Genomic DNA, 26,424 nt, shown 5'->3' with positions numbered 1-26,424 from the left:
TCATCATGCTCCCTATTTCATACAAGGATTGATATAATGATTGAAAACTTTCACGAGGAGCGAACCTGATGATTCGATTACACTGCCTTCACGCCCATCCGTCCAATCAGTCATATATAGAAGATGTTTTTGGCGATACCGATATTGCGCTTTATCACACGGTCGATTCATCATTTATAGAACGCGCTACACAAGATCCCACTTTTGATCAACACAAGCAGCAAGCCTATGTCATCAACAAACTGATGCAAGAAGATGAAGCCGATCTCATTCTGCTCACGTGTACACAATACATTGCCGCTTTGGGTAATCAGCAGCATCTTTTTAAACAACCGATTGTTCCGATCGATGAACCGTTGTTTGAGCTGATTTGTCAGGGAAAAGGGCCTCTTCAACTTGTGTTTTCAAACCCGGATACAGTGGAAGGGACGATGAAGCGGCTTAAATCATATGCAAAAGAGCACGGCAAACAGATTGATGCAGAAGTTATGGTGATGGAGGATGTCTTTCACCTTTGCCTAAATGGTGATATGCAGGCTTATGAGGAGCAAATCAAAAAGCAACTTAGAAGATGTATGAAAAAAAGCGGAGATATTTGCGTGATGCAGCTATCGATGGTTCATGCGGCACAGCAGATGGAAGAGGAGACAGGCGTTCCGATCATTCATCCGCTTTCTCCACTTAAACAGTTTGTCCATCAAACAATATCTGCTTTGAAAGAGTGAACCTGTCTGGTTCGCTCTTTTTGTATAGAAACGGAAATGGGATGACATGTTAAAAAAATAACCGAGCGCAAACTATTTTCAAAAGGCGCGCGTCTATCCATTGTAAGAAATAACCGATGCGCATTTAAGATAAAGGAGCTCTTTGTAAAATGAAGAAACGAAAGATTGAGGATCAATTTGCTGATTACGTAATGGAGCATAAACACAGTTTTTATCGATTGTCCTATAGTTATGTCAAAAACCCAGAGGATGCGATGGATGTCGTTCAAGAGGCGATTCATAAAGCACTCAAATCTGTTCACCGATTAGAGGATGCGACCAAGATGCATAGCTGGTTTTATAAAATCGTGGTGAACGCTGCCCTAGACTTTTTACGAAAGAAGAAGCGGGTGCAAGTGACAGATGATGACACACTCGAATTCTTGTCAAAGGGTGAGTCAGATGTCTATGAGGATCAAGATGTCAGACGAGCCATAGAGGATTTGCCTGAGATGTACCGGGTTATCATCATTTTGAGATTCTTTGAAGATTTAAAATTAGAGGACATCGCCCATATTCTCGAAGAAAACGAAAACACCATCAAAACAAGATTATATAAGGCGTTGCGGCTTTTAAAAGTAGAATTATCGCAGGAGGAAATATAAATGGATAAGCATTTGGAACAGTTAAAAGAGGAATATTTAGAAATCCCTATTCCACCGGAATATGATGCTATGGTTGAACGAACATTGAAACGAAAAAACAAAAAACCTCATTTTCAGCAATGGACCATCGGACTTGTTGCTGCGGCTGCTCTATTTGTCACGACAGTTAATGTCAGTCCACAGGCGGCAAGAGCCATTTCAGAGGTGCCTGTCATTGGCGAGCTGGTGAAAGTCGTGACATTCACAGAATTTAAAAAGAGTGATCAAGGAACGAATATTGACCTTAAAACACCACACGTTTCAGGGCTTGGGGACGGAAAATTACAAGACAGCCTGAATCAAAAATATTTAGCTGAAAACAAAAAACTGTATCAAGATTTTGAAAAGGAAACAAAGGGGTATAAAAATGGTCATTTAAGTGTAGAGAGCGGATATGAAGTGAGAACAAACAATGACCAAATTCTCTCGTTAGGTCGATACAAGGTGACGACTCAAGCTTCTGCGGCAGAGGAAATGACATATGATACGGTGGATAAGAAAAACCATGTACTCATTACATTACCAAGCTTGTTTAAAGATGACCGGTATATAGATGTCATTAGTGAAAATATTAAAGATCAAATGAAGAAACAGATGAAAGAGGATTCAAATAAGATTTACTGGATTGGCAAGGATGATATGGACCCATTTAAGAAGATTCAGCCGGATCAAAGCTTCTATATCAATTCAAAAGGCAAACTGGTGATTTCCTTTAATGAATATGATGTGGCACCTGGTTACATGGGTGTAGTTGAATTCACGATTCCAACAAGTGTGCTAAAGGATATTCTTGTCAGCGATATGTACATTCATTAAAAGAAGAAAAAAGACTGCTGAACATGTCAGCAGTCTTGTTGTGTTGATTAAGAAAGTGCCTCTGTCAGTGCAGGTACCACTTGTTTCTTTCTTGATACAACACCTTTTAGTAAAGCGGTGTTGTTTTCAAGTGTGACGTTAAATGCTTTTTCTACTTTTGCAGCTTCTGCACCGAGTGCAAGAGCAAGGGAGTCATTTTCTAAGATGTCTGTGATCACTAGAACGAATAGATCAAGACCTTTCGCTGCGATGACTTCATTGATTTTCGCTTCAATGTCAGCCTGTCTTGCTGTTACTTCCGCGATATCTACTGTATTAACTTGCGCAATTTCCACTTTGCTATTGCCTAGTGCGAATTCTTTTGCATCAATTGTAATTAATTCTTGAACCGTTTTTTGGCTTAGGTCAGCGCCAGCTTTCAGCATGTCTAGGCCGTAAACTTCTGGATCTACCCCTGCAATTTTAGCTAGCTCATGCGCAGCATCAATGTCTTGCTGTGTGCATGTTGGGGATTTGAATAGCAAGGAATCAGAAATGATTGCAGATAAAAGCAAACCAGCGATTTCTTTTTCAATCTTCACTTGGTTCTCTTTGTACATTTTGTTTAAGATTGTTGCTGTACAGCCAACAGGCTCAGCGCGATAGTATAGAGGTTCACTTGTTTCAAAGTTGGCAATACGGTGATGGTCAATGACCTCAGTCACTTGTACTTGATCAATATCGCTTACACTTTGTTGGAATTCGTTATGATCGACAAGAATGACTTGCTTTGTTTCGTTTGCAGCTGTTTCAATGAAACGAGGTGCTTCTTGTTTAAAGAAATCTAATGCGTATTGTGTTTCTCCATTGATTTCTCCAAGTCTGACCGCTTCTGCCTGAACGCCGATTTTGCTTTTCAGATCAGCGTAAGCGATAGCAGAGCAAATCGTGTCTGTGTCAGGGTTTTTGTGTCCGAATACGAGTGTTTTTCCCATGTGAATTCTCCTTCTTACATTTATTGATGATGTTTCTATTCTAACAGCTTTTGACCTTGAATTCAGGGTTTATAGCTAAGAATAATCTAAAAAATTGTAACATGCTGATTGAAAAGTTGCATGTACGAATCTATATTGGTGTTCCACGTGAAACGCTCCTAAGATAGCCTGCATTTTACTTGCGATTTGCCGCTATGGTAAAATAAAGGTTGGGGTAAGACATGGTGTAGCTTACATCGTACGTATACATAGAAGGACACATTGAGCAAGATATAGAAAAAGGATTGGATAGAGGTGAAGGTGTGAAACAAACAAAAGCGTTAGTAGAGGGCGCTATCATGATCAGTATTTTTTCTGTCATGATGCTGTTTTATTTGTATGTGCCGCTATTATCCATTATTTTCTTTCTAGCTGCTCCGATACCGATTATCCTCTATACAATCAGGCACGGCTTGAAAAAAGGAATTGCTGCTGGCGCTATTGGGATAGTGATCAGCTTTTTAATTGGGTCTCTTGCTGGACTCATGAGTGCGCCAATTCTGATTGCTGCCGGATTAGGCATGGGTGTTTTCTACAGCAGAAGGCAGCCTGGGAATGCCATCATTACAGGTGCGCTGATCTATTTATTCAGTTTTCTTATCTCCTTTATTGTCAGTGTTCAGCTTTTTCAAGTCGATATCATGGGTATCGCGAAAGAGTCGATTGAACAAATGATTCCGATGTTAGAGAGTGTCTTAAAGCAATCCGGCGCTTCTGAGCAGAACATTGCGAAGCAGCTGAAGCAGTTCAGAGAGATGCAGGATGCTGCTTTGAGTGCTTTGCCTGTAGCGCTGTTAATTGGTGTCACATTGCTGGCGTTCGTGAATCACTGGTTCGTGCAGCCTCTGATCAAACGGTTTGTCAAAGACATGCCGGTCTTGAAGAAATTTAAGGATATGCGGCTGCCAAAAAGCATGGTATGGTATTATTTACTCACACTGCTTTTGATGCTGATTCAGACGGAAAAAGGCAGCTTTTTATGGCTTGTTCAAACGAGTGCTTTTCAAATTTTATTTATACTGGTGCTTATTCAGGGATTTTCTTTTATCTTCTATTATTGCCACGAAAAAAGCATCTCAAAAGCGGTGCCCATTTTCGCTATCGTGTTAGGGGTTCTCTATCCGCCAGTCGGTGTGATTGTGCGTATTATAGGGATTGCTGACATAGGCTTTGATTTAAGAGAGAAAGTAAAAAACAAATAATTCACTCTGAATGTTGAGGAGTTGATATCAGTGCCAAGCTTCTATAGAAAACCTGTCATCAAGTATCCGATCATCGCTTTGATTGTCCTTGCGGTGGTCACAGTCCTCCTCAACCTTTATTATAATTGGATCATAGGAGCGGTTGGTCTTTTCGTTCTTGCAGGTGTGCTCTACTTCTTAAAGTGGGCAGATACGCAAGTGCAAAAAGAGATTGATTCATATATTTCAACATTATCCTATCGAGTCAAAAAGGTTGGAGAAGAAGCATTAATGGAAATGCCAATTGGTATTATGCTGTTTAATGACCAGTATTATATCGAATGGACAAATCCATTTCTCGCTTCGTGCTTTCATGAAAGCACGCTTGTCGGCAGATCTTTGTATGATACATTCGAGTCCGTTGTGCCTCTTATTAAACAAGAGGTCGAGACAGAAAATGTGACGCTGAATGACCGGAAATTCAAAGTCATTATTAAACGGTCAGAGCGCCTTTTATATTTCTTTGATGTCACGGAACAGGTGCAGATTGAAAGACAGTACGAAAATGAACGAACGGTGTTATCTTATATTTTTTTAGACAATTACGATGATGTCACGCAGGGTCTTGATGATCAGGTGCGCAGCACCATTAATAGTGAAGTGACGTCGCTGTTAAACAATTGGGCACAAGAATATGGCATTTTCCTGAAGCGAATTTCGTCTGAACGATTTATGGCGGTTCTAAATGAGAGCATTTTAGCAGAGCTGGAAGCGTCGAAGTTCTCCATTTTAGACGAGGTCCGTGAGAAAACAGGGGCGCATAGTGCGACGCTTACTCTGAGTATCGGGATTGGAGCGTCCGTTCCTTCTTTAAAAGAGCTTGGGGCACTTGCGCAGTCGAGTCTTGATCTTGCCCTCGGACGAGGCGGGGATCAGGTAGCCATTAAGCAGCCAAATGGAAAAGTGAAATTCTACGGCGGGAAAACGAATCCAATGGAGAAACGGACACGTGTACGCGCACGAGTCATTTCTCATGCTTTAAAAGAAATTGTATCTGAAAGCGGAAATGTCATGATCATGGGGCATAAGTTCCCAGACATGGACTCGATCGGTGCATCAATTGGAATTTTAAAGGTCGCCCAGGCCAATGGGAAAGAAGGCTATATTGTCATTGATGCCAACCAGATTGGTGACAGTGTTCAACGCTTGATTAGTGAGATTAAGAATTATGAAGATCTTTGGTCACGTTTTATCACCCCAGAGGAAGCCATGGAGCTTGCAGAGGATGATACATTGCTTGTGGTCGTGGATACACATAAACCGTCTCTCGTCATGGAAGAACGACTGCTCAATAAGATTGAAAATGTCGTGGTCATTGACCATCATAGACGCGGCGAAGAGTTTATCCGTGATCCATTACTTGTCTATATGGAGCCGTATGCTTCATCCACAGCAGAGCTTGTGACAGAGCTTTTAGAGTATCAGCCGAAGAAATTGCGTATTAACATGATTGAAGCTACTGCGCTTCTCGCAGGGATCATCGTGGATACGAAGAGTTTCTCGCTGAGAACGGGATCAAGAACGTTTGATGCAGCATCCTATCTTCGTGCGAAGGGGGCAGATCCTGTCCTTGTGCAAAAATTCCTAAAAGAGACAGTTGATCATTACATCAAACGGGCAAAACTCATTCAACATACAGATTTGTATCAAAATCAGGTGGCGATTGCTTCATTGCCGTCAGACAGCTCGGAGTATTATGATCAAATTACGATTGCCCAGACGGCTGATTCTCTGTTGTCAATGAGTGAGGTAGAAGCGTCATTTGCTGTCGCTAGACGAGATGACAACACGGTGTGCATTAGTGCGAGATCATTAGGAGATATCAACGTCCAAATTATCATGGAAGCGTTAGATGGCGGCGGTCATTTGACTAACGCTGCCACCCAAATGTATGGTATAACCATTGAAGAAGCGGTAGAGCAGTTAAAAGCTGCCATTGATGAATATTTCGAAGGAGGGGTTCAAAGATGAAAGTCATCTTTCTAAAAGACGTAAAAGGCAAAGGGAAAAAAGGCGAAGTCAAGAATGTAGCTGACGGATACGCTCACAACTTTCTCATCAAACAAGGGTTAGCGGTTGAAGCAAATCCAACGAACCTAAGCGCATTGGAAGGGCAGAAAAACAAAGAGAAAAAGAATGCCATCCAAGAGCTTGAACAAGCGAAGCAACTAAAAGAGACACTTGAGGCGTTAACAGTGGAGCTCACTGCAAAATCAGGTGAAGGCGGTCGTCTGTTTGGATCGATTACAAGCAAACAAATCGCTGATAAATTACAAAAAGATCATCAAATCAAACTCGATAAGCGCAAAATCGAGCTGAATGACGCCATCCGTGCATTAGGTTACACAAATGTACCGGTGAAGCTTCATCCAGAGGTACAAGCAACGTTAAAGGTTCATGTGACAGAACAAGCATAAAGCAGAAAAGAACCCGTCTCACGAGGAGGCGGGTTCTTTTTTTATGATGGATCTGAAATATAGACGCTTCGTCCGGCTCGCATACCGGATAAAAACATGAAAAATAGGATGATGATAAAGATGATAATGGATGGCGTCCATGTATGTGTGAGATCAAAAAGGATACCGATCATGAACGGACCAACGGCGGCTAATAAATAACCGAGAGACTGCGCCATTCCGGAAAGGGCAGCGGCTTGCTCCATATTGGTCGTTCGTAACCCGATAAATGTGAGCGCCAGACTGATGCTGGCACCTTGTCCAATACCGATCAATAAAACAGAGATCACGAGAATAGGCGTCGATCCTCCGAGAAGAAGTCCGATCATGCCGAGTAAATACACAAGGACAAGTCCGAAGACAAGCGGTCTTTGTGTTTTTAATTTTTCTGCAAAAACAGGCGTTAAAAAGGTGGATGGCAGTCCAGCAAACTGCATAATGGACAGCATCCAGCCGGCTGTCGACAGGTTCATTCCATGTGATGTTAAAATATCGGGAAACCAGGCGATGCTGCTATAGAAAAGGAATGACTGCAACCCCATAAAAAAGGTCACCTGCCATGCGACACGTGAACGCCATATTGGCTGCTCTGTGAGCGAAATGCTTTTGACGGCCGCTGTGTTCTGATGAAGAAGCTGTGGCGCCCAGACCATCATCGCGAGAAGAGCAAGGCCAGCCCATACGAGGAATGATGTATTCCAGCCGCCAGGCATCGTATGACTGAGTGGAACACTGACACCTGATGCAAGTGCCGCAAAGACGGACATCGAGGTCGTATACACGCTCGTCATCAATCCAGCATGTGCAGGAAATTTATGCTTCACGAGCCCCGGTAAGAGCACATTACATATTGCAATCCCGACACCGACAAGCGCGGTTCCCATCATTAAGAAGATGATCGTGCCAAACGAGCGAATCACAATCCCAAATAAAAGGACAGCAAGCCCAAGCCAAAGGGTTCGTTCATTGCCAAGACGTTTTCCGATTTTAGGTGCAATTGGAGAAAGCAATGCGAATGAGAGCAGTGGTAATGTTGTGAGAAAACCCGCAAGTCCATTTGAAAGCTGTAAATCGGAACGAATGGCGCCGATGAGAGGCCCCACGGACGTAATGGCAGGCCGCAGATTAAATGCAATGAGTAAAATCCCAGCAATCAGCAGGATGGTTTGTCCTTTACTGCGAGGATGTAATGTTGATTGTTCTAGATGTTGTTCCATGAATGTAAACTCCTTTATTTCTTTAAGAAGAACGATCTTTCTTCTGTTCAAGTTCTGCTAGTTTAGCGATTAAGATATGCTGCGGCATGTGCATGATTTGTTCAATGGGTACATTGAGTGATGCCGCAAGTTTTTGTGCTGTATCGGCTGAGATTTGTAAAGGTCTCATGAGCAAATCCCTCCTCTTTCAATCTATACGTTCCAATATAACATATCAGCTTTGTGCCATGCTGATAAAAAATTAGAGTTCTCTTTTATAAAACCACTTTATGGCCGATAAGAAATTTTTTTGAAATTGTTTCAGATGATGGCCCTCCCCTTGTTCGATGTGATATTGCAGCTGCCAATCCTGCATCCCTTTCTGTAATAAAAGGTCATGTAGTTGTTTGTTGAATAAAGGCATGTGCTGTTGAGCAGATGTTTTGCCTTTACCTTCTTCACTGCCTACAGATAAATAGACAAGGTGCTCCACACACTGAATGCTTTGTTGTTTAGCAAACGGTAGAAAATCTTGATACCAAAATGACCCAGAGATAGATGCGATGTTTTTAAAAAGGGCAGGGTGCATCAATAGGGTATAAATAGCAAATAGTCCACCTAATGAAGCACCTACGTGACTATGTTGATGACAGGTCTGCTTGACTGGATATTCTCTTTTGATATATGGGAGCAAGTCATTTGCTAAAAATGACATATACGTCTGTGCCTCGCCATTAAAGTCAGGAAACTCAGAACGCAGTGATGACGCCTTCCATGGTGTATATTCATCAAGTCGATTGAAGGGGTGTATGCCGACAATGATGATTGGCGAGATGGTATTGGCTTCGATCATTCTTTCGATCTCTAGCAGGTGTGTTCTAAACAAAGAAGAGCCATCTTGTACAAAGACAGCTGGAACATCAATAGAGGTGTCCTGTGGAAGGTAAATATCAAGCTGACGCCCATTAAACTCGTCATATAGAAACGTTCCGTTCATGTGTATTCTCTCCTCAAGGTTTTCAACTACGCTGAAAAGAAGACAAAGAGCTAAAAATAAAGATCATTTTAGCCCTTTGTCAACAATCTGATCGCGCAAATTGGCGCTTCTTTTTTTAGTTGTTTTTCTCTAACCATTTGACAGCTTTATCAAGGAAGGTTGTTTTGCTTAGTGCTGTTCCTCCTTGAAGCATAGGATCAACGACATTTGCATTGATGTGCCCATTTTTCACAGCTTTTAGGCTTGTCCAAATTTTATTTTGCTCTAAGTCCTTCAATGCGTTTGGATTCGATGAGTTTTCCGCTTTAGAGAACTGAACAAAAATATAGTCAGGATTTAGTTCGCCCAGGCGCTCCATCGAAATCATCGCTTGTGCTTTGGCTTTTTTGATATCACTTGGTGCTGAAAATCCTAAGTCCCCATATAAGGTAGAGTTGAAGTATACGTCTTCAGGATACACGTACAGGTCGCCCTGTCTAATGCGTAAAATGACAGCTGTTTTGTTGTTGCTTTTGTCTTTCAGGGTTTCTTTCGCTTGTTTGAGATCTTTCTGATAATCAGAAATGATGTTTTTGGCTTCTTCACTCTTTCCAGTCAGTGTACCGAGCAATAAAAGATTGCTTTCCCAGTCAGAAGAGACATGGGATACTGGGATCGTCGTTTGGACTTTATCCAGTTTTTTAATTGTTGCAGGCGGGAACTTTGTTGATCCGAGTATCACGTCTGGTTTTAGTTTTAAGATTTTCTCTAGGTTTGGTTCTGTTTTTTCACCGATGCCTTCTGTTTTCGCTGTGATGTCTTTAAATAATTCAGGGAATGTGCCGCCTACGGTAGAAGCACCAATAGGTTGGATACCAAGTAATTTTGCATCTTCCATTGATTCTAGGCTTCCAGCAATGACGATTCGTTTCACTGGTGTTTTGAGCTTGTACGTTTGATCTAAGTAATTGATTTTTGTTTCTGTTGCTTCAGCTGACTTGCTTTTGGCTGTGTTTGAAGCAGGTTTATTTTCTGTAGCACCACAGGCTGCTGTGGTGATCGTCATGATACAAAGGGTAAGCAATGCTAACCATTTTTTCATTTGTTTTCTCCTTTAACTGATAATTGTTCTCAATTAAAGATTGTATTAGGCTTTCGTCCTTTTAGCCATAGACAATTCTCTATTAAATGATGGACTTTTTACGGAAAAAAAGATAAAAGGTCCTGAATGACTCGTTGATGACTGGCTGCTGTGTATTCACGCCAAGGGTCAGAAGCGAGTGGATAGACTGCTTGTTGACTCACAGCCTTGAGATTTTGCCAAGCCTCCTGTTGCTTTAACTTTTGATAAAATGCAATGGTTTTTGGCTCCTTATGCAAGAAGAGGAAGATGGCGTCTGGGTCTAGCTGTTGTATGGAACGAATGCTGATTTTTTTTTCTATTAGCTGACCATCATTCTGAAAAGCTGGCAGAAGACCAATGTCATGAAAAATCACTTCTGACATGGTGCGATTTACAGACAAGTAGAGCTGATCTTGAAAGATACGAAGAGGCAGGACGGTTTTTGGTGGATGATCAACAAGGCATGCCTTTTTCGCTTGAATGACGATTTCCTCGTAATGAAGCAACCATTCTTCTGCTTCCTTCGCTTCGTTCAGGAACATAGCTGTTTGTCTGAATTGAGCGCGCCAATTCAATTGTGTGAATGGAACAAAGTGAACAGGACAGATGGTTTTCAACACTTGTTTTTCTTCCTCTGTCACATGATCATTGGCAATGATCAGCTCAGGTTTTGTTTCCTTTAATTGCTGTAAATTGGCTTCAGCGTGCTCGTTGATACGATGTGCACTCAGGTGAATCGGAATTTCTTCTGCATGATGCTCAAAATCATGTGCTGTCCATTTAGGATGAAGAGGGGCAGCATATGGGATGATATGAATTGGTGTGAGCTGACCGAGTATGGAATGACCATAGGCTGCAATTTTCCGCTGACGGCTTTTCATATAAGCAGAAGGGGTCATGCCAGTTTTTTTCTTAAAGATGCGGCTAAAGTAATAGGGATCTTGATAGCCGATTTCCAGTGCAATGTCTTTGAGCTTTGCATTGCTTTTTGCCATTAACTGTTTGGCTCTAGCCATCCTTTTCTTGGTGATATAATCAGTGACACTCACATCAAAATGCTTTTTAAATAGCTCACTGTAATGATTGGCGCTGATGCCAGCCATATGAGATAGACTTGTAAGGCTGAGGGGTTCTTCGGAATGTTGATCAATATATTGTTTTGTTTTGAAAAGGGCATGTGCCGTGTCACAAATATCTTCTTGATGCAGTGTGAAAAGCTGCATAATGAGCTGTTGAAAAAGAGTTTGGCTTCTAAAAAAGCTAATGGATTCAGGTCTTTTCCATTCCTCTGTCATTTCAGGCAGTAAAGAATGAATTTGTTCAATCGAGCTAATATCGATAAATTGCCATACATTCAGTAAAGAACGGGCATGTTCAGTTGATACTTCTCCTATGTTTTGATCTTGCAGTGTGTAGAGCTGAAAGCGAAACAGATAGAGCTCGTGTTTTCGATAAGGCTCTGTTTTCAACATAAATGTTTCCCCAGGCATGATCGTATAGAGTGTCAGATTTTTCAATCGCCATTTTTGATCGTTCAATGTGAGTAAACCGCTGCCGCTTATGCTGAAGAGGAGGCAGAATGTATCTGATAGCTGTTGCTCCGTATGCGGAAGCTCTGCATTATTTATTTTTTCAGTATATGTTAATCGATAGATGAATTGTTCGGCATTTGCCATTGTACGTAATTGATTGTTATTTCCCATAAAACCACCTGATCTCTTAATGATTGATAAACATTCTCAATTAAATTGTAGCAGAAAGGGCTGGAAAGATGGTGATGTTTATTCTGTCAAAAAAGCACCCTGAGTGAGATCAGGGTGCGATGATTTATTCCGTTTTTCCATGTGCTAGGGCAGGTTCTTTTGTTAAGCTTAAAGGCCGTAAGTCCTGCCAGTGTGTCTGGATATAATCGATGCAGGCATTTCTAGTGTCTTCACCAAAGACCTTTTCCCATCCATCTGGCACTGGTGCAAATGATGGCCAAAGTGAATGCTGTCCTTGTTCATTGACAAGCACAAGAAAGACACCGTCTTCACGATCAAAGGGATTTGTCATTTGTCATCTCTCCTTTATTCTTAGTGCTTTTGTTTGACCCGATGCAGTGTGTTGTCTAAGATGACACCAATTTCTGCTAGGGGTTTAGGCTGGCACATGTCTTTGTGCCGGCAATGAATGTCGTGCTGTTCAATTTTTCCGTTGATATAAGGTGCCCATGCTTCGGGATCAATTGGTGTAAACCAATCTGGGATAATGGTAGATCTAAAGAATAATATATCTCCATGATAAGTTTTTGGCTGATATTCTCCGAGCAATCGAACTGAATTGACATAGGTTTCTTTTAGATTTCTAATGGCATCTTCACTTAAGCTTGCTAGTGCACTGCCATCTTTTTTCAAGATGTCGACGGCACTTTTCATTGTGAGCGGTTCATCTGTTAAGGTATCTGGATCATAACCGCCGAGCGCAAGAAGAGCGATTAGTGCTTCTTCTTCATCAGGTGCTTCTTTAATCGGTAAGAAATGGTTCGGATAGGCATCCAGCATCGCAACGAGTGAGATTTCTTCACCTTGCTGCTGGAGCTGTGTAGCCATTGCCTGTACAACGTTTCCGCCTAGTGACCAGCCAAGAAGATGATAAGGGCCTTTTGGCTGAATCGTTTGGATGTGCTTGATATAATCCGCAGCCATATCATCTAGTGTGCGCGGGTAGTCATCTTTTCTTGCGATTCCTCGTGCCTGTAATCCATAAATAGGGATGTCTTTCTCTAATGTATTCAAGAGACCTGCATAGCACCAGCTAAGACCACCTGCTGGGTGAACACAGAAGAGAGGATATCTTTCTCCATTTGTTCGTAGTGGCAGCAAGATTTCTAGTGCGTTTTCATCGCTTCCTGTTTCTAGTTTCTCTGCCAAACTTGCAACATTTGGTGCTTCAAACAACGTTCCGATGCTTAGTTTGACACCAAGTGCATCACGAATGCGGCTGATTAAACGAACCGCAAGTAAGGAATGCCCGCCAATGTCAAAAAAGCGATCGTCAATGCTGATTTTTGGCAAATCAAGCACCTCTTCAAAGAGATGACATAGGATTTCCTCCTTCGGATTTCTTGGGCCGCGGCCATCCGTTTGCTTTATATGCAATTGAGGTGCCGGCAGTGATTTTTGATCAAGCTTCCCGTTTGCTGTAAGTGGCATGGTATCAATCTGTACATATGCCGCAGGCACCATGTAATCAGGAAGACTGGCTGCGGCAAAATGACGAAGGGTCTCTGTATCGAAACAGTCTTCTTCAGTTGTTACGATATATGCGACTAAGCGTTTGTCACCAGGCTGATCCTCTCGCATAATGACGGCAACTTGTGCAACTGCATCGTGGCGTGCCAGAACGGCTTCGATTTCTCCAAGTTCAATCCTAAACCCGCGTATTTTAATTTGGTGATCAGCTCTGCCAATGTAATCAAGTGCCCCTTCTTCTGTCCAGCGTGCGAGGTCACCTGTACGATACATCCTTGTGCCAGGTGCTCCATAAGGGTCGGCAGGGAATCGATCTGAGGTCAGGTCAGGCCTGCTTAGATAACCTCTTGCCAAGCCAGCTCCAGCTACATACATTTCACCTGTCGTCCCAGGGGGAACAGGTTGTAGGTATTCATCTAGTACGTAAACGTGTAGATCAGGAATCGGTTCGCCTATTAAGCTACTGGATTTCTTTGCGATCATGTCTCGATTGAGTATATTGTACGTAACGTGTACGGTGGTTTCTGTAATGCCGTACATGTTAATTAGCTTTGGCTTACAGTCTGGGTGACGGCTGTACCAATCTTCTAATCTGCTAAGCTCTAATGCTTCACCGCCAAAGATGACATAGCGGAGTGATAATGCTTGACCAAGTGTCTGTTGTTCCTTGTCTATCTGCATGAGCTGATAGAAGGCAGAAGGTGTTTGATTAAGCACAGTCACACCTTCCTCGACTAGAAGCTGCAGCATCTCTTCTGGAGAGCGAGAGATGGTATGAGGTACAATGACAAGTCGACCTCCATATAAAAGTGGTCCCCATATTTCCCATACTGAAAAATCAAAGGCATACGAATGAAACATTGTCCAAACATCTTCTTCATCAAAATGGAACCAATGTGCAGTAGATGTCAGAAGACGGATGACATTTTGGTGTGGGATGACCACTCCTTTTGGTTTCCCTGTAGAACCGGATGTATAAATAATATAGGCCGGATGCAGAGAAGATAGTGGCTCAATTCTGTCTATATCAGCCGGATTGTGATTTGGCGTAGTCAGCAATTGATCGCTCGTTTCTTTTTCGTCTAACAAAATCAAATCGCAATCAGCAGGGAGATGCACTGCATCTGCTTTTGTTGTGATGCTGCAAACGGGTTTGGCATCTTGTATCATGTATGCCAGCCTGTCTGCTGGATAGTCAGGATCAAGCGGAACATAGGCTGCGCCTGCTTTATGAACGGCTAATAAGCTTACGAGCATATCGATTGATCTAGGCAGGGCAAGTGCAACGAACTGTTCTGGTCCAACGCCTCTTTCTATTAATAAATGAGCAAGTCGATTGGCTTTGTTGTTTAACTCTTCATAGGTAAGCTGTTGATTGCCATCCGTTACAGCCACTCGATCAGGGTATTGCTGCGCCGTTTTTTCAAATAAGGCTGGGAGACTAGGTGCTTGGTCTAACTGAGCGAATGTCTTTTTGTCAGGGAGAAATGTTTGTCGTTCTTTATCCGACAAAATGTTCACTTGACCAATCGGCAGGTGTGGGCGCTCAGCTACTTCTGTTAAAAAGCGCTTCATTCTGTCAGCGATTGCTCGAATGGTGCTTTGTTTAAATACATCTGTACTGAATTCAAACAAACCTGTTAATCCTGCTGCTGATCCAGTTTCAGTTCTTTGTTCTGTCAATTCGATGGTCAGATCAAATTTAGCTGACCCTACTGGTTTCACGTAGAGATCTGAGTCAAGTTGTGTCAGCTTCATTTCCGCCTTCGGTGTATTTTGGAAGGCAAGCATGACCTGGAACAATGGATTGCGTGATCTGGATCGGGTTGGATTTAGGATTTCGACTAGCCGTTCAAATGGCAGATCCTGATGCTCATAGGCTGCTAAGTCAACGTCTCGAACTCGCTTCAATAGCTCACTAAAGGTTGGATTACCAGCTGTATTTGTACGTAATACTAGTGTGTTCACAAACAATCCCACAATGTCGTCAAGTGCATCGTCATTCCGTCCAGCAATTGGACTGCCAATTGGGATATCTGTCCCCGCCCCAAGGCGTGTCAGTAATGCTGCAAGTGATGCTTGAAGCACCATGAACAAACTCACTTGATGCTGCTTTGCAAGCTCAAGGAGCAGCTGGTGTAAAGCGGGCTCAATCGTAAAGTCTATCGTAGCACCGTTGAAGCTTCCTTCCTGTGGACGCGGGAAGTCATAGGGAAGCTCCAGTTCTTCTGGCAGGTCATGTAAGGCACCTGTCCAATAGCTTAGTTGCTTGGCAAATAGACTATCCGTCTCTTCTTCACTGCCCAACAGCTTCTGCTGCCAAATAGCATAGTCAGCATATTGAACAGGTTCGGCTGGCAAGGAGAGTGATTTCCCTTGTATACGTGCTTCGTAAGCAGCAGCTAAGTCTCGTGTCAATGGTGCAAGTGACCAGCCGTCACCAGCGATGTGATGCAGCAATAGAAGCAGTACGGATCGATTTGCATCAAGCATGAATAAATCTGCTCGCAGTGCGGGTTCTTCTTCAATCTTAAAGCTATAGCGAATGGCTTCGTTTAACTGATTCTCAATTTGTTGATCGCTTGAAGCTGTGACATGGAGTTCAGGCTGAACACTTTTTGGATGTAAAATGACCTGTCTTGGCATGCCGCTCTTATTTGGAAAAATGGTTCTAAGGGTTTCATGTTTTTCAGTGATATCTGCCAATGCACCAATTAAAGCTTTTTGATCTAGTGTACCTGTCAGCTGAATGACAAGTGGGATATTGTAAGTTGGACTTGGCCCTTCAAGGCAATGAAGGAACCAGAGCCGTTTTTGGGCAAAGGATAACGGAATCTCATCTGGCTTGTTTTCTACCTGAAGCGGCGGCCGAATGTCCTTCGCTTTGTCAATGTGCTGCGCAAGCTCAGCAACTCGAGGTGATTCAAAAATGGTACTCATGCTTAGGTCTGCACCAAGTGTATCGCGTATACGTCTAAGCAGACGAGCGGCGAGTAAGGAATGTCCGCCTAAGTCAAAGAAACTATCATCTATGCCAATTTGAGATAGGCCAAGGGTTTCTGCAAATAAACTACATAACATGTCTTCTTGGGGCGTTCTAGGTGTACGGTCAGAACTAACTAAAGACATATTTGGTGCTGGTAATGCTTTGCGATCGATTTTGCCGTTTGGTGTAAGTGGAAGGTCTGGCAAAACGACAACAGCAGAAGGCACCATGTAATCAGGAAGTGATGCAGCCACAAACTGCCTGAGCTCTGAAGGGTGCAGAGAAGTGCCATCTGTCAGCACAACATACGCACAAAGCAGCTGTTGTCCAGGTTGATCCTCACGAACGATAACAGATGTATGCTTTATGGATTGGTGTTGCATAATCACGGTTTCGATTTCACCTAGTTCAATACGGAAGCCGCGGATTTTAATTTGATGATCGGCACGGCTGATATAATCAATTGAACCATCCTCACGCCATCTGGCTAAATCACCAGTACGATACATTCTCGTGCCTTTTGTACCGAATGGATCAGCCACAAAACGTTCAGCCGTTAAATCATATCGTCCAAGATATCCTCTGGATACTCCTTCACCTGCAATATAAAGTTCACCGATTGATCCTGCTGGGACAGGGTTTAGCCCTTCATCTAAAATGTAAATACTCGTATTCCAAATGGGTTTGCCAATTGGCGGCCCGCTATTCTCTTGATGTGCTGTGACATTTTCCATCGTAGACCAGATCGTCGTTTCTGTAGGTCCGTACAAATTGGTAATGTCGCATTGAAGAGATTGCAATGTGTGCAAAAGGGAGGCAGGGAGTGCTTCTCCTCCAACAAGAACACGCATACCTGTTATCACGTCAGGGTATTCATCTGCCAATACATGCCACAACGTTGGTGTTGCCTGCATGATTGTGACATGATGAGAACGAATCATGTCTGAAAGCTTTGCTGGCTCTTGTATGATTTCTTTTTTTGCCAATAAAAGAGCAGCCCCATGTAAGAGTGGGAGGAACATTTCTAGCCCGGAAATATCAAAGGCAATGGTCGTTACCGCTAAAAGCTGGTCTCCTTGATCTAATAAAAATGAATCTTGCATGGACAATATAAAGTTGATCACATTTCGTTTTGTTACAACAACACCCTTTGGTTTGCCTGTCGATCCTGACGTGTAGAGGATGTAAGCCGGGTGATGTGGAGAGCCTTCGTTCCAGGTCGGATTGAGATGCGGACTCCCTACGATCTCCTGATAAACAGTTGAATCATCGAGTTGAACGATGTGTGGATGGTCCAAACGGTCTGCGGTCTCTTTGACTGTGAGCAAGCACGCTGGTTTGGCATCATTTAGCATATAGGCGACACGATCGCTAGGGTAATCAGGGTCTAATGGCAGATATGCGGCTCCTGTTTTGACGACGGCTAACAGACTTACGACCATATCGATGGATCGAGGCAGAGCAATTGCGACAAATTGTTCTGGTCCGATGCCATGCCTTTTCAAATAATGAGCTAATTGATTTACCCGTTGATTTAACTCTTCGTAGGTCAAAGTGGTTCCTTCAAACTGTATTGCTTTTGCTTGTGGTGTTTTGCTGACTTGTTTTTCAAATAGTTCCCGTAAAGATTCTATTGGTAATTCTCGTTTTGTATCATTCCAGTGCTTGAGGATGTTCTCTTTTTCTTTAGACAAAAGAAGGTTGAATTGACTGATTGTCTGATCTTGTTCTAGTCCAGTTATTTCCTCGAGCAATTGAAGAAAACGATGCTGATGAGCGTCAACTGCTTGCTCTTTGTAAACGGCAGGGTTTGCATCAAAGTCGATTTGAAATCCGTTCCCGTCCGCGCGGTCGTATATGTTGATCGATAAATCATCTACGGGTCCTGCTGAAAGATTATGTGCTTGACCAATGCTCTGATCGAACATGAGATCATAATCAAATGGCATGATATTGATCTGTGGGCCGAATAATCGTTGATTTCTTCCGATGAGTTTAAAGTCTCTCCGCATGTCTTCGTGACGATATCTTTGATGAGGCCGAATGGCTTTCAGTTCATCAGATACTTGGCGAACAAGTGCTGAGAGCGTCATTTCTGGTTTGCATGTTAAACGAAGCGGTACTAGGTTCATGACCATTCCGGGTGTTTGCAAGGCGCAAGATCCAAGGCGCATCATAACAGGCAATCCTAAAACAATATCGTGTGCACCAGTCATACGATGCATATATAGAGCGGATGCGGCAAGAATCATTTCATGCCAGGTACAACCGAAAGCTTGAGCAATTTTTTTCATTTTGCTTACCTTTTTAGCATCATAGCTAGCGGTTTTTCGGATAAAATCATCTGAAGTTCTTGGGGCAAGCTCAGCAAGGCTCACAATTTCAGGTTGATCAGCAAAGCGATTTTTCCAAAACGCTCGATCCTCTTCATACCGATTGGACTGTTGATAGGTGATCTCCTCTTGGACTACGTCATGTAAGGCTCCAAATGTTTGAGGAGGCACAGGTGTCCCTTTCGATAGGGCTGAATAGACCTCAGCAACACGGCGTGCAATGAGCGAAAAGGCGAATCCATCAATGGCAATGTGATGAATGCGCTGATACCAGATAAATCGGTCGTCAGCAAGTTGAAAAAGTACTTCACGGAATAATACATCTTTCTCTAAAGAGACTGATGTTGAAAGATCTGCATTCATCCATGCTTTAGCCGCATCAAGCGGCTGTTTTTCATATTGTAAATTGATATATTGAAATGGAATCTCTTTCTTAGATGTAAACCATTGCTTTGGACCGTCAGTATCCTCAACGAAGCGCATATACAAGGAATCTGCTTCTAAGACAGTCTTTCTAATGGCTGCTTCAAAGTGTATGGGGTCAATATAACCTTTAATATCTATATACTCAGCTGTATTGAAAATGGGATTAGATGGATCAAGCTGCTGCGCATACCATATGCCTGATTGGGCACCGGTTAGTGGGAATGAATCGACTGACTGGATCGACAAGGGTCTATACCTCCTTTACATGTAATCGATATTTGGGATAGATGGCTGTTTTTCTGGGAAAAGAAGAGTTCGCCAATGAGTGAGCGTTGGATTTGCTGCAAGCTCAACGAAATTGACTGTCATTCCTTGCTGTCTCCACTTTTCCGCTAGGCTCATCATTCTAATAGAATCAAGCCCAAGGTAGACGAGATTCTCGTCAAGCGGTATTTCATTCGGCTTGATTTCGAGATACTCAGCTACTTGGTGAAGGATGGCCTCAAAAGATAGGTCATCTTCTGCTTCCTGTCCTGTTAAACGACTAATGATTTGGTTTGTCGTTGTGGTGACCGCACAGCGTTCAGCTGCATAGGTCATTGCCATTTTGTGATGCTTAAGTGAAAAGTCAGCAACGGCATCGGCGACAAAAAAGGTTTCAATATCGAGCATGAATGCTTCTGCGGCTGTCAGCATACAGCCAATATGTGCATATACGCCAGTAATGATCAGTTGATCACGCCCGCCTTCTTGAAGAATATCTAAAAAATTGGATTTTTTGAATGCGCTATAACGCCATTTTGTCAGCATTGTATCTGCTTCAGATGGAGCAAGCTGATCAATGATTTTTGTCAATGCTTCATCATCACCAAGTCCAGGTCCCCAAAAATCTGTTAATAAGGCACGATCTTTCGGGTCTTGGTCACCAGGTTGAGCTGTATAGACGACTGGAATTCCAAGTTCATTGCATGTATTACGTAATTGTTCAATATGTTGAACTAACTCTGTGATCGGTGATGTATCTTGTTGAAATGCATTTAAAAAATATTGTTGCATGTCATGTATCAGCAGAACAGCACGTTTCGGATCCGGTATCCAGTTCACTTTATTTTCGGGTAAATCTTGTGTGCTCGGCATTGGATACGCAGGAATAGTAGGGATTGCCATGGTTTTCACTCCTCTTTTTTTATACGTTGGCAGTATGGATTGCAGCTAATTCTCTTAATGCTTTTTTACTGACTTTGCCTACACCTGTTTGTGGGAACGCATCGATCCATTCAATGCGGTCGGGAATTTTATAGGCAGCGAGCCCGCGTTCTCTTAGAAATGACTTTAATGCATGTGGTGCTGGCTTGTTGTTTCCTTTTGCAATAACAAAGGCACATGAGCGTTCGCCAAGAAATGGATCTGGCATGGACACCATGGCGGCATCATGAATGTCAGGGTGCGCAAGTAAATGGTTCTCAACTTCTTCAGCGGCAACCTTTTCGCCACCACGATTGATTTGATCCTTGTCTCTGCCTTCTACAACAACATTTCCTTCTTTGGTTAATCGCACGATGTCACCTGTTCTGTAAAAGCCATCGGGTGTAAATGCTTTTTTGTTTTGTTCATCAGCTTTATAGTAGCCACGAATCGTATAAGGTCCTCTTGTTAAAAGATGTCCAGCCACTTCATTCGGGACGGGCTTGTCCTCATCATCTACCACTAGTACCTCATCATATTCAGACATCGGGCGTCCTTGTGTATGAATAATGACATGTTCAGGATCATTTAATCTGGTATAGTTGACCAGACCTTCTGCCATGCCAAAAACTTGCTGTAATTTACACCCAAGGGCAGGCATCACTCGTTTTGCTGCCTCAGCACTGAATTTAGCACCACCTACTTGCAAGACCTCAAGGCTGGATAAGTCATCTGATCGATGAGGAGCAGCCTCTAGCCAAATCAATGCGATAGGTGGAACGACAGCGGTAATGGTTGCTCGTTCTTTTTCAATGAGTGGAAAGACTACATCAGGGCTTGATCCAGGTGCAAGAACGACTCTTCCACCTGCGTATAACGTCCCAAGGACTCCAGGCGAGCTTAATGGATAGTTGTGTGCAACTGGAAGTGTAGCTAGATACACACTATCTTGTGTAAGCTCGCACACCTCATTGCTTTTCCAAAGACTATACATATAGTCATCATGTGTGCGAGGAATGAGCTTTGAAAGGCCTGTGCTGCCTCCAGATAACTGAAGAAACGCAATATCGCTTGCCTCTACATGAATTTGAGGATCGAGTGATGGGTCTTTGCGCAGATCATCCAAGGAAAGGAATTCCTCAGCTTCCCCTGCGACAATGACATGAGGTAATGAGGAAAGCTTTTCTTTCACTTGACGTGCGAGTGATCGATAATCAAAGCCGCCATCGATATCTGGTATGACATATGCGTCTGCTTCGGCAAACTCAATGAAATAAGTGATTTCACTGCTTCTATGAGATGGTAGCGAGAAGACGGGTAAAGCACCGATTCGAAATAAAGCGAAAATGACTTCAAAAAAAGCAGGAATGTTAGGAAGCTGAACGACAACTCGACTTCCCTTTTGAATTCCAAGCTGATGAAAACCGGCGGCAAGACTGCTGACGCGCTCATCAAGTTCTTGGTAGCTCATGTGCGTATCAGCATATGTAATTGCTGTTTTATTCCCTAACGATGCGGCGCGTTCACGAAGCATGCCGCTAAAGGTTTCCCCACGCCAACAGCCGTTTTCACGGTAGCGTTTTGCAAATTCTTCTGGCCATGTAGGTGGTTGAACAAACATGTTTTGTCATCTCCTATGTATTTTTATAACTGATGGATGCCCATCGCATGAAGCATCGTGTTGAATTTTGCAGATGTTTCGGCTAGCTCTTCTTCTGCCTTTGATCCTTTGACCACTCCTGCACCAGCAAAGAGGCGAAGGGAGTGCCCCTCAGCTTCTGCACAACGAATGGTGACAATCCAATCACCATCACCATTTGCATCTGACCAACCGATCATTCCTGTGAAAAATCCTCGATCGAAGGGTTCAATCGCTTGGATTGCTTCACGAGCATCTGCTGTAGGTGTTCCGCATACTGCGGGTGTTGGATGAAGGCTAAGCGCTAAATCAATTGAGGATACACCTGAATCTGCTAATTCACCTTTAACGACAGTAGATAAATGCCACATCGTTTCTGTTTGTATGACGGATGGTGATGCAGGCACATCTAGTGTATGACAGTAAGGAGCAAGCGCTTTAGTGACAGCATCGACAACCACTGCATGCTCGTGTAAATCCTTCGCTGAAGTAAGGAGTTCATCGTGACGACGCTGGTCTTCTACTGGATCTGAACTGCGTGGCCGAGAACCAGCAAGTGGATTGGAAATAACAGTTGAACCAGTTTTTGAAAGAAGCAGCTCAGGGCTTGCCCCAAGCAGTGTGCGCTTTTGGGAAGATTCCGGGTCAGCTACATTTGTAGCAAACGTATAGCCAGTCGTATTATGACGAGCAAGTCGTTCAAGTATTGCTTTCGTATTAATTTCTCGATTTGATTTGAGATGGAGAGATCTAGAGAGTACGATTTTGCTAAGCTCTCCTTTCTCAATTTTAGCTAACCCTTCGTTCACACCATTCATGTAGACATCTGGAGAGGGGACAGGTGTCACCTCATAGGATGGAGCTGCCATTTCCGACTCCTCATCACCTTGATGAAATTCGAGTGGATCACTAAACTGTACATGGATTGGAACACTTAAACGAACGGGTTGCGCCGGATCAAACGGAACAGCACCAGCAACAATCGGTGTTCGAATACCAGCTTGTTTGGCAGCGTCAAATACGTGAGCTACCCTTGTGGATAGTTCATTTAGCTGATTGGTTTCAATATGCTGGAAAATCCCTTCTGCCAGTATCGTACGTTTAGGGGAAGCAAGGAAAAAAGCGCCTGGCTGATAGTCTTGAATCAACTGTACTTTTTCTTCTGACGACAATATTGAATGTTTCATGAAAAGGCCTCCTTTTTGATGAAATGCTAGATTCCGAGTGTTGCGCCACCATCAATCGTGAGATTCTGCATCGTAATATGACTGGATTGCTCAGATGCAAAGAAGATTACTGCATCAGCGATGTTTTGAGGATCAGCGATTTTTTGTAAAGGAATACCGGTTTTATACGTCTCTAATGAACCTTTAATCACCTGATCTGCTCCTTGTTCATCAGACCATAAAGCCCATTGCATAGGTGTTGCGGTAGAGCCAGGAGAGACGACATTGCATCTGATTCCATAGGCTGCTAGCTCTAATCCAAGCGTTTTTGTAAAGGAAGTAGCTGCGGCTTTTGATGCGGCATAGGCAGCCATATTCATTCTAGGGATGGCACCTGCGTTAGAGCTGACGGTCACAATGACCCCTTCTGATCTTTTCATCATGTATTTGGAGACAGCTTGAGATACGTAAAAGACACCATGTGTGTTGACTGCGAAGGTTTGTTGCCAGTCATCTGCACAAAGCTGGTCAATAGAACCGATTCGAAGAATGCCTGCTACATTGACTAGTAAATAAATGGGTCCGAGCTGCTTTTCAATTTGATCGACAATGTGCTGAACAGAAGCTTGATTGGTAATGTCACCTGGATAGGCAAAGGCGCGTATGCCTTCATCATTCATTTGTTGGATGGTGCTTTGCAGCTGATCTTCATTTGCGTCAACTGCTGCAATGATCGCACCTTCTTCGGATAGTCTTTTTGCGACTGCTTGCCCAATACCTTGTCCTGCACCTGTGATAAGGGCAATCTTTTGAGATAGACCACTATGTTTCATGTGTTCACTACCTTTCTTTCATGTCTGTGGTTGTTAAAGGATCATCATGATAGAGTGCAAAACGGAAAGCGTAATTCATCAGCACCGGTAAAACGGACGTATGTCCTTCTTCAGGGAACTCATGATAGGCCGTATGTAAGCCATATGAGGATAAAGGCAACATACGATTTGCTAGTGACTTTGCATGATCATTCATTTGACATGGATGATGTTTTTCTAGCTCACCTACACCTACAAACAGCCTTACATCCATAGGCACCTGACGTATACGGTTGGTGAATTGGTATTCTTTTTCTAGAAATAATTTTTTATTCCAGTGGATAGAAGGACTGCCCGCAATATATGTCTGATAAGCATCAGGGTGCTCAAATAGTGTGTGTAATACAAAAAGACCGCCAAGAGAATGCCCAAACAGTGTTTGACGACTCAGGTTGATCGGAAAGCGTTGCTCGATATAAGGCTTTACAGTCTTTTCTAAAAAAGAAAAGAAAGCAGAGGCCCCGCCATATGTATGGATGGAGAAGTCCTTTCTTTTGCCCCCAATGGAAGCATCAGGGCTGGTAAGAGTGAGATCATAATGCCTGAGCGGATGATAGGGCGCTTCTGTCTGATAGCCAATTCCAACAATGATGGCAGGTACGACACCTGTTTTTTCAGGTCTTCTTGACTGTAAACGAATGGCTTCGACCATTGTGCCAAAAAGTGAATTCCCATCAAGCACGTACATGACTGGAAAACCAGCCGCTGGAGGAGTAGTATTCGGTTTAAATATAAAAAGTCTGTATGGGTGTGCTGTGATATCCAGTTGCTCCGTCCCAGGTATAAAAAAAGGACGGCTTTCTCCGAAAAGTGAATCCTCAGTACCCATTCCTTCAGGGCGTTTGGACATATGTAAAAAATCTCCTTCCTCAAATTCGACCATCATACGATGATAAAAGCAGGCTTGCGGATATTGGATGAGTGTAGTAATTGAAGAATGGTTCCTCCAAATGAAAATGATTCTCAACTATCACGCAAGCAAATCAAATGATAATGGTTATCAATTATGAAGTCAAATGTTCATTAAGTTGTGTATTTGATATTTTAATCTTAATATTCAGAAAATAACGGACTAACTCACTAACAAATGATTTGAAATAGGGAATACCGGACCTTGTCATTTAAAAAGAGGAGAAATGTCAAAAGACCTTGACTGCCTCGGAATATTTACCATTTTCTTCTGTTTGATTCAGGAATAAATATAGGTTTTTCTTCTCGAAATAATTTTGAGGAAAAATGAGTCTATAGACCCTCTTATATTTTTAGGCAAAAAGAGGAGGATTTTGCAAAAAGCTGGTGATCATATCTCACAACTTATTCAATATCATGCGTAGCTGTTTTAAAAGTGGCGAAGTATAGCATCAAAAATGACACAATTAAAAAAGTAAGGGAATGTACCCTTACTTTTTGATCAATTGGTGAACATGTCTGTAAACACCATTAAATTAGAATCCATCTGTGACATCATATTCGTAACGGATATCGGCTTTGACATTGCTCATAGTAGATCTCGCTGTAGCTTTTGCGTTGTACTTAAAGTTCCATTTTTGAGCGACTTTTAATTCATCTTCAAGAGAAATACGGTAAGAACCGCTTGTTGCAGAGGAAAAAACGGATTCGTTCCAAATCTTGTTTTCATCAGCCATCAGTTTGTGTGTGACATTTCCTTGGTTAGGCGATTGGGTACTAGTTGTTGAAATCGATTTAACGATTGCATTGTTAGGGATAGAAGAATTGTTCGTTAAATCCATTGTAATGATAGAAGAATCAACTCCCAAAAAATTCAAAGAAGTATTCCCCGAGTTGGTAGCGGCTCCCGTAAAATTGAATGTCCCATTTCCAGATTTGATACGATCTTGAATGGAGACAGTAAAATACATATTCCCTGTATATGTACCACGGGTCACTTTCACAAAATAAGTTTCTGAAGTTGAAGTAACGTCACCAGTATTTGCAAATATAAAGGGCGTTACTGAATCAGGATTAATCACTCTTGACCCTGGCTTAGAACTCTTCGAATTATACACCTCGATTTTCATCCCCGTATATTGCTTATCATATGAACTTCGCACATAAACCCTTTCACCCTTATTAATCGTGAACTGATAATACGCTTCATTTTCACCTTCAGGTAAGATTGTTGTATCTGGACGACTATTTTTCCAATATCCCATTGAGCTTGCTGTGTTAGGGCTGTTATTCCCTGTAATAGCTGCTTCCGCTGAATTAGGTGCAAAAAAACTAGTAACAAGCACTAATACCAATGCAGGTAATAAAAAACGTTTGAAGATAGTATTTGTCATATTTTAACCCTCCTTGTAATAATTACTATATCGGATCAGAACTAACAAATTT

20 protein-coding genes are annotated in these 26,424 nt (G+C 42.6%); 6 read left to right on the top strand and 14 right to left on the bottom strand.

Annotation, left to right across the window (positions count from 1 at the left end; genetic code table 11):
• The first annotated feature begins 68 nt into the window (after positions 1-68).
• From ACP7A0_RS14770 to ACP7A0_RS14760, 3 genes are all read left to right on the top strand, one after another.
• On the top strand, positions 69-725 hold the full coding sequence (locus tag ACP7A0_RS14770) for a hypothetical protein (protein ID WP_060597697.1): 657 nt from the start codon (positions 69-71) through the stop codon (positions 723-725).
• Between the two features lie 149 nt (positions 726-874).
• The gene (locus ACP7A0_RS14765) at positions 875-1,369 is read left to right on the top strand and encodes an RNA polymerase sigma factor (protein ID WP_060597696.1); all 495 of its coding nucleotides are present in this window, start codon (positions 875-877) and stop codon (positions 1,367-1,369) included.
• Complete coding sequence (locus ACP7A0_RS14760) at positions 1,370-2,224, top strand: DUF3298 and DUF4163 domain-containing protein (RefSeq protein ID WP_066031470.1); 855 nt, start codon at positions 1,370-1,372, stop codon at positions 2,222-2,224.
• A gap of 47 nt (positions 2,225-2,271) precedes the next feature.
• Here ACP7A0_RS14760 and ACP7A0_RS14755 read toward each other — a convergent pair whose 3' ends face one another.
• Positions 2,272-3,198, bottom strand: a complete 927-nt coding sequence (locus ACP7A0_RS14755; RefSeq protein ID WP_066031471.1) for a manganese-dependent inorganic pyrophosphatase — start codon at positions 3,196-3,198, stop codon at positions 2,272-2,274.
• Between the two features lie 302 nt (positions 3,199-3,500).
• Here ACP7A0_RS14755 and ACP7A0_RS14750 point away from each other — a divergent pair, with 302 nt between their 5' ends.
• The 3 genes from ACP7A0_RS14750 to rplI are packed head-to-tail and all read left to right on the top strand — an operon-like array spanning position 3,501 to position 6,895.
• Complete coding sequence (locus ACP7A0_RS14750; protein ID WP_164847184.1) at positions 3,501-4,439, top strand: YybS family protein; 939 nt, start codon at positions 3,501-3,503, stop codon at positions 4,437-4,439.
• A gap of 30 nt (positions 4,440-4,469) precedes the next feature.
• Positions 4,470-6,449 carry a DHH family phosphoesterase gene (locus ACP7A0_RS14745; RefSeq protein WP_060597693.1) on the top strand — a complete coding sequence of 660 codons (1,980 nt, stop codon included), beginning with the start codon at positions 4,470-4,472 and terminating at the stop codon, positions 6,447-6,449.
• Positions 6,446-6,895, top strand: coding sequence for a 50S ribosomal protein L9 (rplI, locus tag ACP7A0_RS14740; RefSeq protein WP_034323903.1), 450 nt, complete (start codon positions 6,446-6,448; stop codon positions 6,893-6,895). Before ACP7A0_RS14745 ends, rplI begins: the two co-directional genes overlap by 4 nt.
• Before the next feature lie 41 nt (positions 6,896-6,936).
• On the opposite strand, the gene ACP7A0_RS14735 is transcribed toward rplI, so the two are convergent.
• The 13 genes from ACP7A0_RS14735 to ACP7A0_RS14675 form a co-directional block, all read right to left on the bottom strand.
• The gene (locus tag ACP7A0_RS14735; protein ID WP_066031472.1) at positions 6,937-8,151 is read right to left on the bottom strand and encodes a CynX/NimT family MFS transporter; all 1,215 of its coding nucleotides are present in this window, start codon (positions 8,149-8,151) and stop codon (positions 6,937-6,939) included.
• 22 nt (positions 8,152-8,173) lie between these two features.
• Entirely contained in the window at positions 8,174-8,320 is a 147-nt protein-coding gene (locus ACP7A0_RS14730) for a YycC family protein (RefSeq protein ID WP_003214589.1), read from the bottom strand.
• Between the two features lie 72 nt (positions 8,321-8,392).
• Positions 8,393-9,127, bottom strand: coding sequence for an alpha/beta hydrolase (locus ACP7A0_RS14725; RefSeq protein ID WP_060597691.1), 735 nt, complete (start codon positions 9,125-9,127; stop codon positions 8,393-8,395).
• Between the two features lie 115 nt (positions 9,128-9,242).
• On the bottom strand, positions 9,243-10,208 hold the full coding sequence (locus ACP7A0_RS14720) for an ABC transporter substrate-binding protein (RefSeq protein WP_034660636.1): 966 nt from the start codon (positions 10,206-10,208) through the stop codon (positions 9,243-9,245).
• A 98-nt stretch (positions 10,209-10,306) separates the two neighbouring features.
• On the bottom strand, positions 10,307-11,932 hold the full coding sequence (locus ACP7A0_RS14715) for an AraC family transcriptional regulator (RefSeq protein WP_212041161.1): 1,626 nt from the start codon (positions 11,930-11,932) through the stop codon (positions 10,307-10,309).
• Between the two features lie 124 nt (positions 11,933-12,056).
• A complete protein-coding gene (locus ACP7A0_RS14710) occupies positions 12,057-12,284 on the bottom strand; it encodes an MbtH family protein (RefSeq protein WP_025093680.1) in 228 nt (75 codons plus the stop codon).
• Between the two features lie 20 nt (positions 12,285-12,304).
• Positions 12,305-19,453 carry an amino acid adenylation domain-containing protein gene (locus ACP7A0_RS14705; RefSeq protein WP_426005614.1) on the bottom strand — a complete coding sequence of 2,383 codons (7,149 nt, stop codon included), beginning with the start codon at positions 19,451-19,453 and terminating at the stop codon, positions 12,305-12,307.
• Between the two features lie 15 nt (positions 19,454-19,468).
• On the bottom strand, positions 19,469-20,374 hold the full coding sequence (locus ACP7A0_RS14700) for an isochorismatase family protein (protein WP_106031723.1): 906 nt from the start codon (positions 20,372-20,374) through the stop codon (positions 19,469-19,471).
• 19 nt (positions 20,375-20,393) lie between these two features.
• Positions 20,394-22,013, bottom strand: coding sequence for a (2,3-dihydroxybenzoyl)adenylate synthase (locus ACP7A0_RS14695; protein WP_106031724.1), 1,620 nt, complete (start codon positions 22,011-22,013; stop codon positions 20,394-20,396).
• 23 nt (positions 22,014-22,036) lie between these two features.
• On the bottom strand, positions 22,037-23,218 hold the full coding sequence (gene dhbC, locus ACP7A0_RS14690) for an isochorismate synthase DhbC (protein ID WP_066031475.1): 1,182 nt from the start codon (positions 23,216-23,218) through the stop codon (positions 22,037-22,039).
• Positions 23,219-23,244: 26 nt separating this feature from the next.
• Positions 23,245-24,030, bottom strand: a complete 786-nt coding sequence (locus ACP7A0_RS14685) for a 2,3-dihydro-2,3-dihydroxybenzoate dehydrogenase (RefSeq protein WP_066031476.1) — start codon at positions 24,028-24,030, stop codon at positions 23,245-23,247.
• A gap of 7 nt (positions 24,031-24,037) precedes the next feature.
• Positions 24,038-24,919 carry an alpha/beta hydrolase gene (locus ACP7A0_RS14680; RefSeq protein WP_066031477.1) on the bottom strand — a complete coding sequence of 294 codons (882 nt, stop codon included), beginning with the start codon at positions 24,917-24,919 and terminating at the stop codon, positions 24,038-24,040.
• Between the two features lie 595 nt (positions 24,920-25,514).
• The gene (locus tag ACP7A0_RS14675) at positions 25,515-26,372 is read right to left on the bottom strand and encodes a hypothetical protein (protein WP_106038856.1); all 858 of its coding nucleotides are present in this window, start codon (positions 26,370-26,372) and stop codon (positions 25,515-25,517) included.
• Positions 26,373-26,424 lie beyond the last annotated feature (52 nt).

This window comes from Bacillus sp. DWP3-1, from assembly GCF_049896565.1.
GTDB lineage: Bacteria > Bacillota > Bacilli > Bacillales > Bacillaceae > Bacillus.
This window is presented reverse-complemented; position numbering and strand designations above follow the sequence as displayed.